Origin of the sequence: Allonocardiopsis opalescens (assembly GCF_003002095.1) — a bacterium.
Classification (GTDB): domain Bacteria; phylum Actinomycetota; class Actinomycetes; order Streptosporangiales; family Streptosporangiaceae; genus Allonocardiopsis; species Allonocardiopsis opalescens.
Genome location: NZ_PVZC01000006.1, coordinates 259,802 through 275,862, shown reverse-complemented (window position 1 = coordinate 275,862; position 16,061 = coordinate 259,802). Strand labels below are relative to the sequence as shown.

The 16,061-nt window shown below is 73.2% G+C and carries 13 protein-coding genes; 10 read left to right on the top strand and 3 right to left on the bottom strand.

The features are described from left to right. The first annotated feature begins 182 nt into the window (after window positions 1–182). The 10 genes from CLV72_RS20830 to CLV72_RS20785 all read left to right on the top strand — a co-directional run bounded on the left by CLV72_RS20830 (window position 183) and on the right by CLV72_RS20785 (window position 12,623). The gene (locus CLV72_RS20830; protein WP_106249057.1) at window positions 183–1,196 is read left to right on the top strand and encodes a methionine ABC transporter ATP-binding protein; all 1,014 of its coding nucleotides are present in this window, start codon (window positions 183–185) and stop codon (window positions 1,194–1,196) included. Then, complete coding sequence (locus CLV72_RS20825; RefSeq protein WP_106249054.1) at window positions 1,196–1,870, top strand: methionine ABC transporter permease; 675 nt, start codon at window positions 1,196–1,198, stop codon at window positions 1,868–1,870. Before CLV72_RS20830 ends, CLV72_RS20825 begins: the two co-directional genes overlap by 1 nt. Window positions 1,871–1,938: 68 nt before the next feature. Next, a complete protein-coding gene (locus tag CLV72_RS33830; protein WP_342755679.1) occupies window positions 1,939–2,832 on the top strand; it encodes a MetQ/NlpA family ABC transporter substrate-binding protein in 894 nt (297 codons plus the stop codon). A 117-nt stretch (window positions 2,833–2,949) separates the two neighbouring features. Further along, a complete protein-coding gene (locus CLV72_RS20815) occupies window positions 2,950–4,665 on the top strand; it encodes an ABC transporter transmembrane domain-containing protein (protein WP_106249051.1) in 1,716 nt (571 codons plus the stop codon). Continuing rightward, window positions 4,662–6,503 carry an ABC transporter ATP-binding protein gene (locus tag CLV72_RS20810; protein WP_106249048.1) on the top strand — a complete coding sequence of 614 codons (1,842 nt, stop codon included), beginning with the start codon at window positions 4,662–4,664 and terminating at the stop codon, window positions 6,501–6,503. Before CLV72_RS20815 ends, CLV72_RS20810 begins: the two co-directional genes overlap by 4 nt. Window positions 6,504–6,651: 148 nt before the next feature. Continuing rightward, window positions 6,652–7,962 carry an ABC transporter substrate-binding protein gene (locus tag CLV72_RS20805; RefSeq protein ID WP_106249603.1) on the top strand — a complete coding sequence of 437 codons (1,311 nt, stop codon included), beginning with the start codon at window positions 6,652–6,654 and terminating at the stop codon, window positions 7,960–7,962. A 240-nt stretch (window positions 7,963–8,202) separates the two neighbouring features. Next, window positions 8,203–9,078, top strand: coding sequence for a carbohydrate ABC transporter permease (locus CLV72_RS20800; protein ID WP_245930335.1), 876 nt, complete (start codon window positions 8,203–8,205; stop codon window positions 9,076–9,078). Between the two features lie 13 nt (window positions 9,079–9,091). Continuing rightward, window positions 9,092–10,045, top strand: a complete 954-nt coding sequence (locus CLV72_RS20795; protein ID WP_425428093.1) for a carbohydrate ABC transporter permease — start codon at window positions 9,092–9,094, stop codon at window positions 10,043–10,045. Window positions 10,046–10,071: 26 nt separating this feature from the next. After that, complete coding sequence (locus tag CLV72_RS20790) at window positions 10,072–11,505, top strand: glycoside hydrolase family 1 protein (protein WP_106249041.1); 1,434 nt, start codon at window positions 10,072–10,074, stop codon at window positions 11,503–11,505. 98 nt (window positions 11,506–11,603) lie between these two features. Then, window positions 11,604–12,623: a LacI family DNA-binding transcriptional regulator gene (locus tag CLV72_RS20785; RefSeq protein WP_106249039.1), complete on the top strand. Its 1,020-nt coding sequence runs from the start codon at window positions 11,604–11,606 to the stop codon at window positions 12,621–12,623. 81 nt (window positions 12,624–12,704) lie between these two features. Here the strand turns inward: CLV72_RS20785 and CLV72_RS20780 are convergent, their stop codons facing one another. The 3 genes from CLV72_RS20780 to CLV72_RS20770 all read right to left on the bottom strand — a co-directional run bounded on the left by CLV72_RS20780 (window position 12,705) and on the right by CLV72_RS20770 (window position 16,061). Continuing rightward, entirely contained in the window at window positions 12,705–13,724 is a 1,020-nt protein-coding gene (locus CLV72_RS20780; protein ID WP_170141055.1) for an ABC transporter substrate-binding protein, read from the bottom strand. 319 nt (window positions 13,725–14,043) lie between these two features. Beyond that, complete coding sequence (locus tag CLV72_RS20775; protein ID WP_106249034.1) at window positions 14,044–14,823, bottom strand: fumarylacetoacetate hydrolase family protein; 780 nt, start codon at window positions 14,821–14,823, stop codon at window positions 14,044–14,046. 35 nt (window positions 14,824–14,858) lie between these two features. Next, the gene (locus CLV72_RS20770) at window positions 14,859–16,061 is read right to left on the bottom strand and encodes a M15 family metallopeptidase (RefSeq protein ID WP_245930334.1); all 1,203 of its coding nucleotides are present in this window, start codon (window positions 16,059–16,061) and stop codon (window positions 14,859–14,861) included.

Genomic DNA, 16,061 nt, shown 5'->3' with positions numbered 1-16,061 from the left:
GGAATATCGGAAAAGTAGGGAATGTCGGGAGTGCGCAGAGGGGCGGGGCGGCGCGGCGGCGGTGCGCGACGCCGGGTGGTCGACATCTCACCGGCCGCGGCAATATCGTGCGGCGGCGCGCCGTTGCACGCGTGGACCCATACCTGCCGCCGGTGGCGCGGCACGTCCGCGAAAGGGAGCCCTTGATCGACGTCCAGAACCTGACCAAGGTCTACGACCTGGGCCGCGGCCGGACCGTCCAGGCCCTCGACGGCGTCGACCTGCACGTGCCGCAGGGGCAGGTCTTCGGCATCCTCGGCCGCAGCGGCGCCGGCAAGAGCACCCTGCTGCGCTGCGTCAACCTGCTGGAGCGCCCCACCTCCGGCTCGGTGCGCGTCGACGGCCAGGACATGACGGCCCTGCGCGGCGCCGCGCTGCGCCGGGCCCGGCGCGGCATCGGCATGATCCACCAGCACTTCGCGCTGCTGTCCTCGCGCACGGTGGCGGGCAATGTCGCCTTCCCGCTGGAGGTCATGGGCACCCCCCGCGCGCAGCGCGCCCGCAGGGTGGCCGAACTGCTCGACGTGGTGGGGCTGGGCGACCGCGGCGGCTCCTACCCGGCGCAGCTGTCCGGCGGGCAGAAGCAGCGGGTGGGCATCGCCCGCGCGCTGGCCGCCGGCCCCAAGGTGCTGCTCTCTGACGAGGCGACCTCCGCGCTGGACCCCGAGACCACCGGGTCCATCCTCGACCTGCTGCGCCGGCTCAACCGCGAACTGGGCCTCACCGTCCTGCTGATCACCCACGAGATGGGCGTGATCAAGCGGGTCTGCGACTCCGCCGCCGTCATGCACGACGGCCGCTTCCTGGAGTCCGGGCCGCTGCCCGAGCTGCTGGCCGCCCCCGACTCCCGGCTCGCCGACGCGCTCTTCCCGCTGCCCACCGTCGACCTGCCCGGGGTGGTCACCCTGAGCTACGCCGAACGCGCCACCGAACCGGTCTTGTCGGCGCTCACCCGCGAGTTCGACGTGGACGTCAACATCCTGGCCGGTACGGTCGAGACCGTGGCCGGCGCGCCGTACGGGCGGCTGAAGGTACAGCTCACCGGCGAGCGCACCGCCGAGGCGCTGGAGTACCTGCGCGCCCGCGGCCTGGCCGTGCGGACCGCCGGCGACCCGCTCGCCGCCGACGGCGCCGAGCCCACCGGAGAGGGTGCCTGATGCTCACCGAACTGGCCGAACGCTGGGACGAGCTCGGCCCGCTGCTCTTCGACGGCACCTACGCCACCCTGTACATGGTCGGCTGGTCCACCCTGTTCACCGCGCTGTTCGGGCTGCCGCTCGGCGTGCTGCTCTACGCCACCGAGCGCGGCCGGCTGCTGCCGGCGCCCTGGCTGCGGGCGGTGCTCGGCGCGATCGTCAACATCGGCCGCTCGGTGCCGTTCATCGTGCTGATGGTGGCGGTGCTGACCTTCACCCGCTTCATCACCGGCACCACCATCGGCCCCACCGCCGCCATCGTGCCGCTCACCCTGGGCGCCATCCCGTTCTACGCCCGGCTGGTCGAGACCTCGCTGCGCGAGGTCGGCCGCGACGTCATCGAGGCGGCCGAGGCCATGGGCGCCGGGCGCGGCACGATCGTGGCCAAGGTGCTGCTGCCCGAGGCGCTGCCCGGGCTGATCGCCGGGCTGACCGTCACCGTCGTCGCGCTGGTGTCGTACTCGGCCATGGCCGGGGCCATCGGCGGCGGCGGCCTCGGCGACGTCGCGATCCGCTTCGGCTACCAGCGCTTCGACGAACTCGTGCTGCTGCTGTGCGTCGTGCTGCTGGTCGTCGTCGTCCAGCTGCTGCAGTCGCTCGGCGACCTGGCGGCGCGCCGGCTCTCCCACCGCTGAGGCGGCCGGACACCACGGTCCGGGCGGCGACCCCGCCCGGGCGACACCATCGAGACAAGGAGAACACCGTGCGTACGTATCCAGGCGCCGTGACCGGGGGAATCGCCGTGCTCGCCCTGCTCGCGGCCTGCGGCGCCCCGGGCGATCCCGTGGACGGCGGCGGCGAGTCGGCCGGCCCGGTCACCAGCGTGGACGAGCTGCCCGACGGCGCCCAGATCGGCGTGCCCAACGACCCCGCCAACCTGGGCCGCTCGCTGCAGCTGCTGGCCGGGGAGGGGCTGATCACCCTCGACCCCGAGGTCGAGGGCAGCGTCACCGAGCAGGACATCGCCGAGAACCCGCGCGGCATCCAGTTCGTCCCGCTGGAGGCGGCCCAGCTGCCCCGCTCGCTGCAGGACTTCGACGCCGCGATCGTCAACGGCAACTACGCCATCGAGGCCGGCCTCAACCCGGCCGAGGACGCCATCGTGCTGGAGTCCGGCGAGGACAACCCCTACGCCAACGGCCTGGTGGCCCAGGGCGAGAACGCCGACGACCCGCGGGTGGAGCAGCTGGGCGCCCTGCTCAACACCCAGGAGGTGCACGACTTCATCGCCGAGACCTACACCAACGGCTCGGTGGTGCCCGCGTTCACCCCGACGGGGCCGGCCGCCGACGTGCAGCCGCTGGACGACCCGGGCGAGCCGCTGCGGGTCGGCGTGAGCCCGGTGCCGCACGGCGAGATCCTCGGCTACGTCGACTCGGAGCTGGCCGCCGACGCCGGACTCGACCTGGAGATCATCGAGTTCAGCGACTACGTGCAGCCCAACCTCCAGCTGGCCGACGGCGAACTGGACGCCAACTTCTTCCAGCACCGCCCCTACCTGGCGGAGTTCCTGGCCGGGCAGGGCGAGGGCGAGGACTTCCAGTACCTGACCGACGTGCACGTCGAACCGCTCGGCCTGTACGTGTACGGCGGCTGAGCTCGCGGAACCCCGCCGCCCCCGGCCGCGGCAACCGCGCCGGGGGCGGCCGCACGTCCGCGCCCACCGGAAAAATCGGTGGTCCGGCCGGCTACGTCCGGTTAGTGTCCAGGACTTGTGCGCGACTTGCCGGTGACCGACCCCGGAACCCCTGACCACCGCGGACCCGCCGGGTACCTGCGGTGGGTGCTGGGCACCCAGGCGGGCTCGATCGCTTTCGCCACCGTGGCGATGACCCTGTGGCAGGGGGCGCAGGCGGTGCTGCCCGCCGTGGTCGGCGCCGCCGTCGACGCCGGGCTCACCCGCGGCGAGCCGCCCGCGCTGGCCGGCTGGGCCGGCCTGCTGATGGCGGTCGGCTGCGTCCAGGCCGTGCTCGGCGTGGTCGCGCACCGCGCCTCCGTCTTCAACTGGTGCGCCGCCACCTACCGCTCCGCGCAGGTGGTGGCCGACCGCGCCGCCCGGCTCGGCGCCGCCCTCACCCGCCGCATCCCCTCGGGCGAGGTCGTCGCGGTGGGCGCGCACGACATCGACGAGATCGGCGAACTGGCCGAGCACACCGGCTACGCCGTCTCCTCCGCCGTGGTCGTGGCGGCCGTCGGCGGCTGGCTGCTGTACGTGTCGCCGCCCTTCGGGCTGCTGGTGGTCATCGGCGTGCCGCTGATGATGCTCGGCATCGGGCCGCTGATGCGCCCGCTCCAGCGCCGCCAGCACGGCCAGCGCGAACTCCAGTCCAAGCTCAGCTCCCGCGCCGTCGACATCGTGTCGGGCCTGCGGGTGCTGCGCGGCGTCGGCGGCGAGTCGCTGTTCGGCGCCCGCTACCGCGAGGAGTCCCAGGCCGTGCGCGCGGCCGGGGAGCGGGTGGGCCGGTCCGAGGCGCTGCTCCAGGCGGTGGGCACCCTGCTGCCGGGGCTGCTGACCGTCGCCGTCATCTGGCTCGGCGCCCGGCTGGCGCTGGCCGGCGAGATCACCCCCGGGCAGCTGGTCGCCTTCTACGGCTACGCCGGCTATCTCGCCATCCCGGTGCACTTCCTCACCGACATGGTCCGCCGCTACGTCGCGGCCCGGGTCGCGGCCGGACGGGTGGTGCGCATCCTGGCGCTGCCGCCCGACCGGACCGAGCCGCGGCGGCCCGCACCCGGGCCGAGCGGCCCGGCCGCGCTGTACGACGCCGGCAGCGGCGTCCGGATCGAGCCCGGCGTGGTCACCGCGGTGGCCGGCACCGACCCCGACGACATGCTCAGGCTGGCCGAGCGGCTGGGCGGCTACGAGCCCGGCCGCGTCGACTACGGCGGCACCGACCTCGCCGAGCTGTCAGAGGCCGAGCTGCGCCGCCGCATCCTGGTCGCCGACAACGACGCCTGGCTCTTCCCCGGCACCCTGCGCACCGAGCTGGACCCCGGCGCCGCCGGCCCCGAGGGGGAGGCCCGGGTGCGCGCCGCCGTGCACGCCGCCTGCGCCGACGACATCGTGGCCGCCCTACCGGCCGGCCTGGACGGCGCCGTCACCGACCGCGGCCGCGAGTTCTCCGGCGGCCAGCAGCAGCGGCTGCGGCTGGCCCGGGCGCTGCTGGCCGACCCCGAGGTGCTGGTGCTGGTGGAGCCCGCCTCGGCCGTCGACGCGCACACCGAGGCGGCGGTGGCCGAGCGGCTGGGCCGCGCCCGCGCCGGGCGCACCACCGTGGTGCTCACCACCAGCCCGCTGCTGCTCGCCCGCGCCGACCGGGTCGTCTTCGTCTCCGGCGGCCGCGCCCGCGCGAGCGGCCGCCACGGCGAGCTGCTGCGCACCGAACCCGAGTACGCCCGCACCGTCACCCGTGGAGCCGAGCCGTCATGACCGACCTCTCCGTCGCCGAGCGGGCCGACGATCCCGCCCCGGCACCGTCGGCGCCCGCCGCGCCCGCGCGGGCGCTGCCGGTCGCCGACCGCGCCCGGATGCTGGCCGAGACGCGCCGCATCGTGCGCCGGCACCGGGCGCGGCTGGCCCGCGTCGTCTCGGTGCACGGCGCCGCCACCGTGGCGGGACTCTGCGTGCCGTACCTGGTCGGGCTGGTGGTCGACGGCCTGGCCGGCGGAATGGCGCCGGCCCGGGCCGACCTGCTGGTCGCGCTGGTGGCCGGCGCCGTCGTGCTGCACGCCGCCATCACCTACGCCGCGGTGGCCGCCTCCGCGCGGCTGGGGGAGCGGGTGCTCGCCGAACTGCGCGAGGACTTCGTCTCCCGGGTGCTGCGGCTGCCGCTGGCCGTGGTGGAGCGGGCCGGCACCGGCGACCTCGTCTCGCGCACCTCCCGCGACCTCGACCAGCTCGCCCGCGCCGTGCGCTTCGCCGCGCCCGACACGGTGATCGCCGGTGTCACGCTCGTGTTCACCCTCGGCGCCATCGCGCTGGTGCACCCGGTGCTGCTGCTGGCCGTGCTGCCCGCGGCGCCGCTGCTGGTGCTGTCGACCCGCTGGTACCTGCGGCGGGCCGGCACCGGCTACCAGCGCGAGATGGCCGCCTACTCCACCCTCACCCAGGGCCTGGCCGACACGGTCGAGGGGGCCAGGACGGTGGTCGCGCTCGGCCGCGTCCGGCTGCGCCGCGAGCGCACCGACGCCGACATCGCCGGCTCCTACACCGCCGAGCGCTACACCCTGTGGCTGCGCAGCCTGTGGTTCCCGGCGCTGGAGATCGGCTACGTCATCCCGACCGTGGCCGCGCTGCTCGGCGGCGGCTGGCTGTACTTCGCCGACGTGCTCACCCTCGGGCAGGCCGTGGCCGCCACGCTGTACTTCCAGCAGGTGATCGAGCCGCTGGACCGCTTCGTCTCCCAGATCGACACCCTCCAGGTCGGCGCCGCCGCGCTGCGCCGGCTGCTGGGCGTGGCCGCCGTCGACGACGCCCCCGCCGCCCCGGCCGCCGAAAGCGCCGAGGCCGCCCCGGCCGACGCCGCCGCCCGGGGCGGCGAGCTGCGCGTGCGCGGGCTGCGCTTCGGCTACCGGGCCGGCGCCGACGTGCTGCACGGCATCGACCTGGACGTGCGTCCGGGCGAGCGGCTGGCGGTCGTCGGGCCCAGCGGCGCGGGCAAGTCCACCCTGGGCCGGCTGCTGGCCGGCATCCACACCCCGCGCGAGGGCGCCATCACCCTGGACGGCCGCGAGCTGGGCTCCTGGCCGCCCGAGGAGCTGCGCTCGCGGATCGCGCTGGTCAGCCAGGAGCACCACGTCTTCCGCACCAGCCTCCGCGACAACGTCGCCATGGTCCGCGCGGGCGACGCCGACGACGCCGCGGTCTGGGCCGCGCTGGAGGCGGTGGAGGCGGCCGGCTGGGTGCGCGAGCTGCCTGAGGGGCTGGACACCGCGGTCGGCTCGGGCGGCCGCTCGCTCAGCCCGGCGCAGGCGCAGCAGCTGGCGCTGGCCCGGCTGGTGCTGGCCGACCCGCACACCCTCATCCTGGACGAGGCGACCTCGCTGCTCGACCCGCGCGCCGCCCGGCAGTTGGAGCGCTCGCTCGCCGCCGTGCTGCGCGGCCGAACCGTGATCGCGATCGCGCACCGGCTGCACACCGCGCACGACGCCGACCGCGTCGCGGTGGTCGAAGGGGGCCGGATCACCGAATTGGGCGGCCACGAAGAACTTGTCGCCCGCGACGGCTCCTATGCCGCTTTGTGGAGGTCATGGCACGGTCGGGACTGAGTCCCGGCGGTAACGGTTGGATTTCGCCGCCATGACCGGGGATTGACGCGGACCTGTGAGCGGCGCCACGATGGTGGGAGCGCTCCCATGAATCGGGGTCGGGGACGCGGCTTCAGCGACATGGTCATGAGAGGGATCGAATCTGATGATGGCGACCATTGGACGCCGTCGCGCGCGCACCATAGCGCTCGCGGCGGGGCTGGCCGGCGTGCTGGCTGCGGTTACCGCGTGCGGCGGTGGCGCGGGCGAAGAAGGCGAGAGCGGCGAGATCACCCTCGTCGTCGAGACATTCGGCAACTTCGGGTACGACGCGCTCATTCAGCAGTACATGGAGGAGAACCCGGGAATCACGGTCGAGGAGCGCAACACCCAGCGCCTTGAGGACTACGGTCCCCAGCTGCTGCAGAACCTCGCCGCCGGATCGGGCGCCGGCGACGTGGTCGCGATCGAGGAGGGCCAGATCGAGCAGATCATGGCCGCGAACGAGCAGTTCGTGAACCTCCTCGACCACGGCGCGGGCGAGCTCCAGGGCAACTTCCTGTCCTGGAAGTGGGAGCGCGCGCTCACCCAGGAGGGCGACTACCTGGTGGGCCTGGGCACCGACATGGGCGGCCTGGCGATGTGCTACCGGGCGGACCTGTTCGAGGCGGCCGGCCTGCCGACCGACCGCGAAGAGGTCGGCGAGCAGTGGGCGACCTGGGACGACTTCATCGCGATGGGCGAGGAGTTCGTGGAGAACTCCGACGCGGCCTTCGTGGACAACACCACGATCCCGTACTCCACCATCGTGAACCAGCTGGGCGGCCAGCAGGGCGGCTACACCCACTTCGACCCCAGCGGCGAGCTGGTCGTCGAGACCAACCCGGTCATCCGGCAGGCCTTCGACCAGGCCGTCGCGATCGGCGAGGCGGGCATCTCCGCGAACCTGGAGGAGTTCACCGAGGACTGGACGGCCGGCCTCCAGCAGAGCGCCTTCGCCGTCACCACCTGCCCGGCGTGGATGCTCGGCCAGATCCAGGACGGCGCCGGCGAGGACCTGGCCGGCTCGTGGGACGTGGCCGCGACCGTGCCCGGCGGCGGCGGCAACTGGGGCGGCTCGTGGCTCGGCGTGCCCGCGCAGAGCGAGCACCCCGAAGAGGCGGCCGCGCTGGCGCAGTTCCTGACCAGCCCCGAGGGGCACATCTCGGCCTTCCAGGAGGCCAACACGCTGCCGACCTCGCCTGAGGCGCTGCAGAGCCCCGAGGTGCTGGAGTACACCAACGAGTACTTCAGCGACGCGCCGGTCGGTGAGATCTACGGGACCACCGCGCTGGAGCTCGAGCCCGTCTACCTGGGCACCCTGGAGGTCCCGGTCCGGACCGCGATCCAGAACCAGCTGCGGGCGGTGGAGAACGGGGACCTGACTCCCGACGAGGCCTGGGAGCAGGCCGTCGCCGAGGCAGAGGCGGAAGCCCGCTGAGGCCCGTCGGCCCCCTCCGGTAACGGCGCCCCGATCACGGCACTGCGCGGCAGTGCGTGATCGGGGCGTCCGTCCGCCCGCATTCCACCGTCCACACAACGGAGTTACCGCATGAGAACGACCGGTCCCCCGACACCGGGCGAGACCCACGAGCGGCCACGCCCCTCACATCGCACCAGGACGAGCTCCAAGGCGCGCGACGGGTCCGCGGGCTGGCGCGTGCGGCTCACCAAAGCCGACATGCGCTACTCGCCGTACCTGTACGTCGCGCCGTTCTTCGTGCTGTTCGCGATCTTCGGCCTGTTCCCGGTGATCTACACGCTGTGGATCTCCCTGCACGACTGGACGCTGCTCGGCGGCCAGGAGGCCTTCGTCGGCCTGGACAACTACGCCTACCTGCTGTTCGAGGACACGCGCTTCTACAACGCGCTGTTCAACACGCTCGGCATGTTCGTGCTGGCCACCGTGCCCCAGCTGCTGATCGCGCTGCTGCTGGCCGACCTGCTGAACCGGCGCATCCGGTTCCGCGGCTTCTTCCGGGTGAGCGTGATCTTCCCCTACGTCACCTCCGTCGCCGCCACCGCGCTGGTCTTCGGGCAGCTGTTCGGCCGGGACTACGGCCTGATCAACTACGTCATCGAACTGGTCGGGCTGCCGCCGGTGAACTGGCAGTCGGGCCGGCTGGCCTCCTGGTCCGCGGTGTCGATCATGGTCGACTGGCGCTGGATCGGCTACAACACGCTGATCTACCTGGCGGCGATGCAGGCGATCCCGAAGGACCTGTACGAGGCGGCGGCCATCGACGGCGCGTCGCGGATGCGCCAGTTCTGGCAGATCACCATCCCGATGCTCCAGCCGACCATCCTCTTCACGGTGATCATCTCGACCATCGGCGGCATGCAGCTGTTCACCGAGCCCGTCATGTTCGGCGGCGGCGACTACGACGGCGGCAGCCAGGCGGAGTTCCAGACCATCGCGATGTACATGTTCTCCGAGGCCTTCGGCAGGCAGGACTACGGCTACGGCTCGGCCGTCGCCTGGATCATCTTCGTGGTGATCATCCTGTTCTCGCTGATCAACGTCCTGTTCGTCCAGCGCATCCGCTCGGCCGTGTGAGGGAGGGAGACCCATGGCGACCATTCCGGGCGTACCCGGAACCACCGCGCGCCCGCGGCCGGACCGGCCGGGCGCACCCCGCCGCTCGCAGCGCGACCGGCGGCGCCGCGGCCCGATGGGCCGCGCCGCACGCCGGCTCAGCACGATGCGCGACGCGACACCGCTGACCTACTTCGCGCTGATCTTCACCGCCCTGCTGTCGGCCTTCCCGATCTACTGGATGTTCGTGGTCGCCACCCGCGGCAACGACGTGATCGCGATGCGGCCGCCGCCCATCTTCCCGGGCGCGAACTTCGTGGAGAACACCGGGCGGCTCTTCGCCAACCCGGAGGCCAACTTCACCCTGGGGCTGATCAACTCGCTGGTCGCGGCCACCGTGGTGGCCTTCAGCATGATCCTGTTCTGCTCGCTGGCCGGCTTCGCGCTGGCCAAGCTGCCGTTCCGCGGCCGCAACGCGGTGCTGGTGCTGATCATCCTGACCATGTCGGTGCCGGTGCAGATGGGCCTCATCCCGATGTACATCGTGATGAACCAGCTCGGCTGGGTGAACCAGCTCCAGGCCATCATCGTGCCGTTCATGGTGACCGGCTTCGGCGTCTTCATGATGCGCCAGTACGCCCTGCAGGCCATCCCGGACGAGCTGATCGAGGCGGCGCGCGTCGACGGCTGCTCCACCTTCCGCATCTACTGGAGCGTAGTGCTGCCCGCGCTGCGCCCGGCGATGGTGGTGCTGGCCCTGCTCAGCTTCATGCAGAGCTGGAACGACTTCATCTGGCCGCTGGCGGTGCTCACCGCGGAGAACCCCACGGTCCAGATGTCCATCCGGCAGCTCGCCAACGCCTACTTCAACGACTACGCCCTGATGTTCACCGGCGCCACCTTCGCGACCGTGCCGCTGATCATCGTCTTCATCATTTTCGGCCGCCAGCTCATCGGCGGCATCATGGAAGGTGCGATCAAAGCGTGACAGCCCAAGTGCCACAGTCTCAGACCATGGCGTCCGCGGTCGACGCCGTCTCCTTCCCCGCGGACTTCGTGTGGGGCGCCGCCACCGCGTCCTACCAGATCGAGGGGGCGACGAAGGAGGACGGCCGCGGCCCGTGCATCTGGGACACCTTCGCCGCCACCCCGGGGCGCGTCCTCAACGGCGACTCCGGCGAACCGGCCACCGACCACTACCACCTCTACCGCGACGACATCGCGCTGATGAAGGAGCTGGGCATCGGCGCGTACCGCTTCTCCGTCGCCTGGCCCCGGGTGCAGCCCGACGGCAAGGGCCGCATCAACCCCGTCGGCCTGGACTTCTACCGGCGGCTGGTGGACGAGCTGCTTGAGGCGGGGATCACCCCGTGGCCGACGCTCTACCACTGGGACCTGCCCCAGCCGCTCGAGGACGACGGAGGCTGGCCCAACCGCGACACCGCCTACCGCTTCGCCGAGTACGCGGCGGTGGTGCACGGCGCCCTCGGTGACCGGGTGCGGCACTGGAACACCCTGAACGAGCCGTGGTGCTCGGCCTTCCTCGGCTACGCCGAGGGGCAGCACGCCCCGGGCCGCACCGAGCCGGCCGCCTCGATCGCCGCCGTGCACCACCTGCTGCTCGGCCACGGCCTGGCCATCGCCGCCATGCGCGAGCAGCAGGCCCAGCACGGCGGCGAGCAGCTGATGGGCATCGTGCTGAACCCGTCCGACATCCGGCCCTACAGCGACCGCGAGGCCGATGTGGACGCCGCGCGGCGCATCGACGGCCTGCGCAACCGCATCTTCCTCGACCCGCTGTTCCGCGGCGCCTACCCTGAGGACGTCCGCGAGGACCTGGCCCAGGTGACCGACTTCGGCTTCGTGCACGAGGGCGACCTCGCCGCGATCTCCGCGCCGCTGGACCTGCTCGGGGTGAACTTCTACAACCACGACCGGGTCGCCGGCAGCACCGAGGGCCTGGAGCCGGGCACCTTCAGCGAGCCGGGCGTGCCCGGCGCGACGGCGACCTCCTGGGTGGGCAGCGAGCACGTGTCCTTCGTGCGCAGCGGCTACCCGCGCACCCGGATGGGCTGGGAGGTCGACGCCAACGGGCTGTACGCGCTGCTGACCCGGCTCGCGGCGGACTACCCCGGTGTGGAGCTGTACGTTACGGAGAACGGCGCGGCCTACGCGGACACGGTGACCCCCGACGGGGAGGTGCACGACCCCGAACGGCTCGACTACATCCGCAGCCACCTGCTCGCGGCGCATCGGGCGATCGAGGACGGGGTACCGCTCAAGGGGTACTTCGCCTGGTCGCTGCTTGACAACTACGAGTGGGCGTGGGGTTACTCGCAGCGCTTCGGCATCGTCTACGTCGACTACGGCACTCAGGAGAGAATCGTCAAGGACAGCGGACGCTGGTACGGCTCGGTGGCGCGCAGCGGTGAGGTTCCCGCTCGATAGCAAGCCGACGAAGGTGTGCGCCGCCGCGGTCCGCTACCCGCGGCGGCGCACGCGCGCCGGGCACGGACCCGTGCCCTGGAACGGAAGGACGGACCGACATGACGACGCGGCAAGGGCGGCCGCCGACCCTGGAAGAGGTCGCGGTACGCGCAGGGGTGGGCCGCGGCACCGTGTCCCGGGTCATCAACGGGTCGCCTCGGGTCAGCGAGCGGGCGCGCACCGCGGTGCTGAAGGCGATCGATGACCTCGGCTATGTACCGAACAGGGCCGCGCGGACCCTGGTCACCCGCCAGTCCGACACCGTGGCGCTGGTGGTGTCGCAGTCGGGCGAGCGGCTGTTCGCGGAGCCCTTCTACGCCGGCATCGTGCGGGGCATCTCGGCCACGCTGGCCGCCGCCGACCTCCAGCTGCTGCTGATGCTGGCCTCCTCCTCGGCGGAGCTGGCCCGGATGGAGAACTACCTGACCGCCCAGCACGTCGCCGGGGCGATGCTGCTGTCGCTGCACCGCAGCGACCGGCTGCCGCAGCGGCTGGAGGCGGCCGGGGTGCCGTGCGTGCTCGGCGGCCAGCTGATCGACATCGAGCCCGGCACGCTCAGCCAGGTCGACGTCGACAACAACGGCGGGGCGCGCTCGGCCGTGCAGCACCTGATCGGCACCGGCCGGCGCCGGATCGCCACGATCACCGGTGCGCTCGACATGCTCAGCGGCCTGGAGCGGCTGCGCGGCTACCAGGCGGTGCTGGAGGAGGCCGACCTCCCGGCGGACCTGGTGGCCACCGGCGACTACAGCTACGCCAGCGCGCTGGACGGCATGCGCCAGCTGCTGGAGACCGAACCGGAGCTGGACGCCGTCTTCGCCGCCTCCGACCCGATGGCGATGGCGGCGATCCGGGTGCTGCGCGACCGGGGCCGCAGGGTGCCCGACGACGTGGCGGTGGTCGGCTTCGACGACTCCGACCTCGCCCTGCACGCCGAGCCGCCGCTGACGACCGTGCACCAGCCGATCGAGCTGATGGGCTCGGAGATGGCCCGGCTGCTGGTCGACCGGGTGCACGGCGAGCGGGAGAAGATCGAGGTGCTGCTCGACACCCACCTGGTGGTGCGGGCCTCGGCCTGAGGCGGTGCGAAAGCCGGACGGCGGTGCCCGGGACGCCTCAGGCGTCCCGGGCACCGCCGTCTCATCCGGCGACCGGGTCCGCTACTCGGGGCTGGCCGAGGCGGAGGGCTCGGCGCCCTCGGGCGGGGCCAGCAGGTAGGGGTCGACCACGAACTCCTCCTCCAGGTAACCGAGTTCGAACATCAGGTCGGCGACCCGCTGGATGCGCTCGGCCTCCATGGTGGTCGGGAAGGTGCCGAAGGTGATGGCCGCGGCGGTCTCGGGCTCGATGCCCGCGTACTCGGGGAGCAGCGACTCGACCGCGTTGCGGTCCTCGGCCGCGGCCTGCTGGCCGCGCAGGATGGCGCGCTGGAAGGCGGCGGCGGAGTTGGGGTTCTCCTCCACCCACTCCTGGGTGGCCATCCAGCCGGCGATCGGGAAGTCGGCGGTGGGGCCGGACATGGAGTCGGCCAGGATGCGCGCGCCCAGTTCGGCGTGGGCCTGGGTGACGAAGGGCTCGGTGATCCAGGCGGCGTCGACGTCGCCGCTGTCGAGCGCGGCGGGCATCTCCGGGAACGGGACCGCGACGAACTCGACGTCCTCGGCGGTCAGGCCGGCGGTGCGCAGGGTCGCCTCGACGGCCAGGGTGCCGATGTTCTCCAGGGTGTTCACCGCGATGGTGGCGCCTTCGAGGTCCTCGACGGCGTCCATCTCGGAGTCCTCGGCGACCATGATCGGGAAGGTGTCGGGACCGGCCTGGAACATCTCGGCCAGCCAGACGATCTCGCCCGCTCCGGAGGTGATCGCGTTGATGCTGGAGACGTTGTTGCCGTGGATCACCTGGTAGGTGCCGTTGAGCAGCGCGGGGAGGCCGGCGGCGCCGCCCTCGATGGGCTCGACGGTGACCGTGAGCCCTTCCTCCTCGAAGTAGCCGTTGGCCACCGCGACGTGGACGGCGCCGGCGTCGACGATGGGGATCGCGCCGACCGCGATTTCGGTGACCTCGAGTTCGCCGGACCCGGTTTCCGCGGGGGTCTCTCCGGACCCGCAGGCGGTCAGGGCGAGGGATGCCGTGGCGAGCAGGGCGAACAGCCGGAGCTGAGTGGAGCCAGGGGATTTCATTGATGTCCTTGGTGCACTGAGACGCTGAGTGGCCGAACCCATGAACAGGGGATGGACAGGGATTGTCGCCGAGCGGGGGAAGGCGCGCGATGTTGTGCGTCGGTGACGTTACCTGCCATCAATTCGGGCAGCCTAGCGCAATCCCTTCGGGGAGAAGCAATGAAATCCGGCTTTGCTGCCCGGGTGGGCCGTGTGGGGCGAATGTCTGGTTCCCTGATGTCTGCCCAGCTCAGCGCGGTTGCACACTCGTGCGGGACGCGGGTGGAGTACAGGTGGACGCTCGGTCACGATCACATTTCGGTAGCGCGAAAAAACGGCTTCAGCGCAATGACACGCTGATCTCGCCGAGCCCGGCCACGTCCGTGCGCACCTCGTCGCCCGGCGCCAGCCGGGGCCAGTCCACCGGCGCCCCGCGTAGCGGATCGCCGACCACCTCGCCGGGGAGCACGCCGCCGTCGGCGGCGGCCGCGGCCACCAGCGCGGGCAGCCGCAGCCAGGGCGGCGGGCCGCCGAAGCGCGCCAGTTCGGCGTCGTTGACGCTCACCGTCGCGATCTCGCCGCCCGCCGCGGCCCCGGCAAGTTCGTCGGGGGTGACCAGCGCGGGCCCCAGCACGACGGTGGGCGCCCGCTCCGGGCGGGCGAGGTCGCGCCAGACCAGCATGATGAGGTATCCGGCCACGACCGCCGCCGCCTCCTCGGCGGTCACGTCCTGCGCGGCGCGGCCCACCACGGCCGCCACCGCGAGCCCGGGCAGCGGGTGCGCACCCGGCTCCAGTTCGTGCGCGTAGCCGTCGTCGGGGCCGTGCACCGCCGAGGGGCGCAGCACGGCGGGTGGGACCCCCGGCGCCGCCTCCGGCGCGGCGCAGCGGATCCGCGGCGGGTCGGGCACCGGCGCGCGCAGCCGCGCCTCGAAGCCGAAGATGAGGTCGGCGGGCTCGGCCTGGGCGCGGCGGGCCGCCGAGCGCATCAGCGCGCCGTCGTCGCCGAGCAGGTCGGTGAGCCGGCGCGGCTCGGCCAGGCCGTAGACGTACTCGTCGTCGCCGAGGAGACCGGCCCGGGTGCGGCCGTCGCTCGGGGAGAGGTAGCTGACCCAGCGCATAGCCCGACGTTAGCGCGCCCCGGGGCCGGTTCGGGTCAGCCGTACTCCCAGTGCCACGGCTCGAAGCCGCCGCGCGCCCACGGCGGGTTGTCCCAGCCGAAGCTCGGCGCGGTGGCCAGCATCCAGGCGTGCTCGGGCGTGCCCAGCCGCTCGATCCCGCCGCACAGGTCCACGGCGACGCCCAGGCCGTGCGTGCTGGTGCCCGGCGCCGCCGCCATGCCCGGCGGCATCACGGCGTACAGGTGCTGCTGCTCGGCGTAGGGCCGGTAGGAGTCGGTGACGCAGATCGGGCGGCCGAAGCGCTCGCGGAAGGCGCCGTCGAGCCGGATGAAGGCGGCGGCCGCGTCGGCGCGCAGGTACTCCCCGGCCTGCGGCAGCGGGCAGAGCACCGAGGTGGGGATCTGGCCGTTGGCGTAGCCGCCGAGCCCGGTGGGGCGGTCGTGGCAGCCCTCCGCCACCACCGGCCCGCCGCCGTCCCCGGCCGGCTCCGCCGGCCCGGCCGCGTCCGCGTGGGCGGCCTGGGCGGCCTGCTCGGCCTGCGCCAGCGCCTCCTGGCGCTCACGCTCCAGCTCCTCGGTGTCGCGCCGCGAGTCGGCCAGCAGGGCTTCGAGCCTGGTCTGCTCGGCGGCGACCTCGCCGACCTCGTGCTCCTGGCGCGCCACGGCGTCCTCGGCCGCCTCGGCCGCGCGCCCGGCCTCGGCCGCGGCCCGCTCCTGCTCTTCGCGGGCGTCCTCGGCCATGCCGTGCAGCGTCTCGGCCACCACGTCGACGGCGGTGAGCCGGTCCATCTGGTCGGAGCGGCGCCCGGACAGGTGGTCCAGGGTCGCGGCGCGGTCCAGCGCCGCCTGCGGGCCGCCGGCCAAGGCCGACACCAGGCCGAGATCGGCGCCCTTGTAGGCGGCGACGGCGTAGCGGGCGACCTCCGAGCGCGACTCCTCCAGCCGCCGGGCGGCCTGCTCGGCCCGCTCCTGCGCCGACTCCTGCTCGCGCTGGGCCCGCTCCAGCTCGGTCCGCTCCCTGCCGTAGGCGGCGAGGGCCTGCTGGGCCTCCTCCTGCAGCCGGTCCAGGCGCGCCCTGACCCGCGCCAGCTCCGCGCGCACCGCCCCGACGTCCTCGGCCCGCTCGCGGGCCTCCCGCCGGCTCTGCGCGATCTCGGACTCACTGGGCGGCTCGGCCCAGGCGTAGGCCGGCATCAGCACCGCCCCGCCCACCAGCACGGCCGCCGCGGCCCGCCCCAC

Bases quoted from the DNA above. Each gene is read 5' to 3' on its own strand.
- CLV72_RS20780 (WP_170141055.1), bottom strand. From the start codon at position 13,724: ATGAAATCCCCTGGCTCCACTCAGCTCCGGCTGTTCGCCCTGCTCGCC.
- CLV72_RS20810 (WP_106249048.1), top strand. From the start codon at position 4,662: ATGACCGACCTCTCCGTCGCCGAGCGGGCCGACGATCCCGCCCCGGCA.
- CLV72_RS20825 (WP_106249054.1), top strand. From the start codon at position 1,196: ATGCTCACCGAACTGGCCGAACGCTGGGACGAGCTCGGCCCGCTGCTC.
- CLV72_RS20805 (WP_106249603.1), top strand. From the start codon at position 6,652: ATGGCGACCATTGGACGCCGTCGCGCGCGCACCATAGCGCTCGCGGCG.
- CLV72_RS20775 (WP_106249034.1), bottom strand. From the start codon at position 14,823: ATGCGCTGGGTCAGCTACCTCTCCCCGAGCGACGGCCGCACCCGGGCC.
- CLV72_RS20800 (WP_245930335.1), top strand. From the start codon at position 8,203: ATGCGCTACTCGCCGTACCTGTACGTCGCGCCGTTCTTCGTGCTGTTC.
- CLV72_RS20795 (WP_425428093.1), top strand. From the start codon at position 9,092: ATGGCGACCATTCCGGGCGTACCCGGAACCACCGCGCGCCCGCGGCCG.
- CLV72_RS20785 (WP_106249039.1), top strand. From the start codon at position 11,604: ATGACGACGCGGCAAGGGCGGCCGCCGACCCTGGAAGAGGTCGCGGTA.
- CLV72_RS20790 (WP_106249041.1), top strand. From the start codon at position 10,072: ATGGCGTCCGCGGTCGACGCCGTCTCCTTCCCCGCGGACTTCGTGTGG.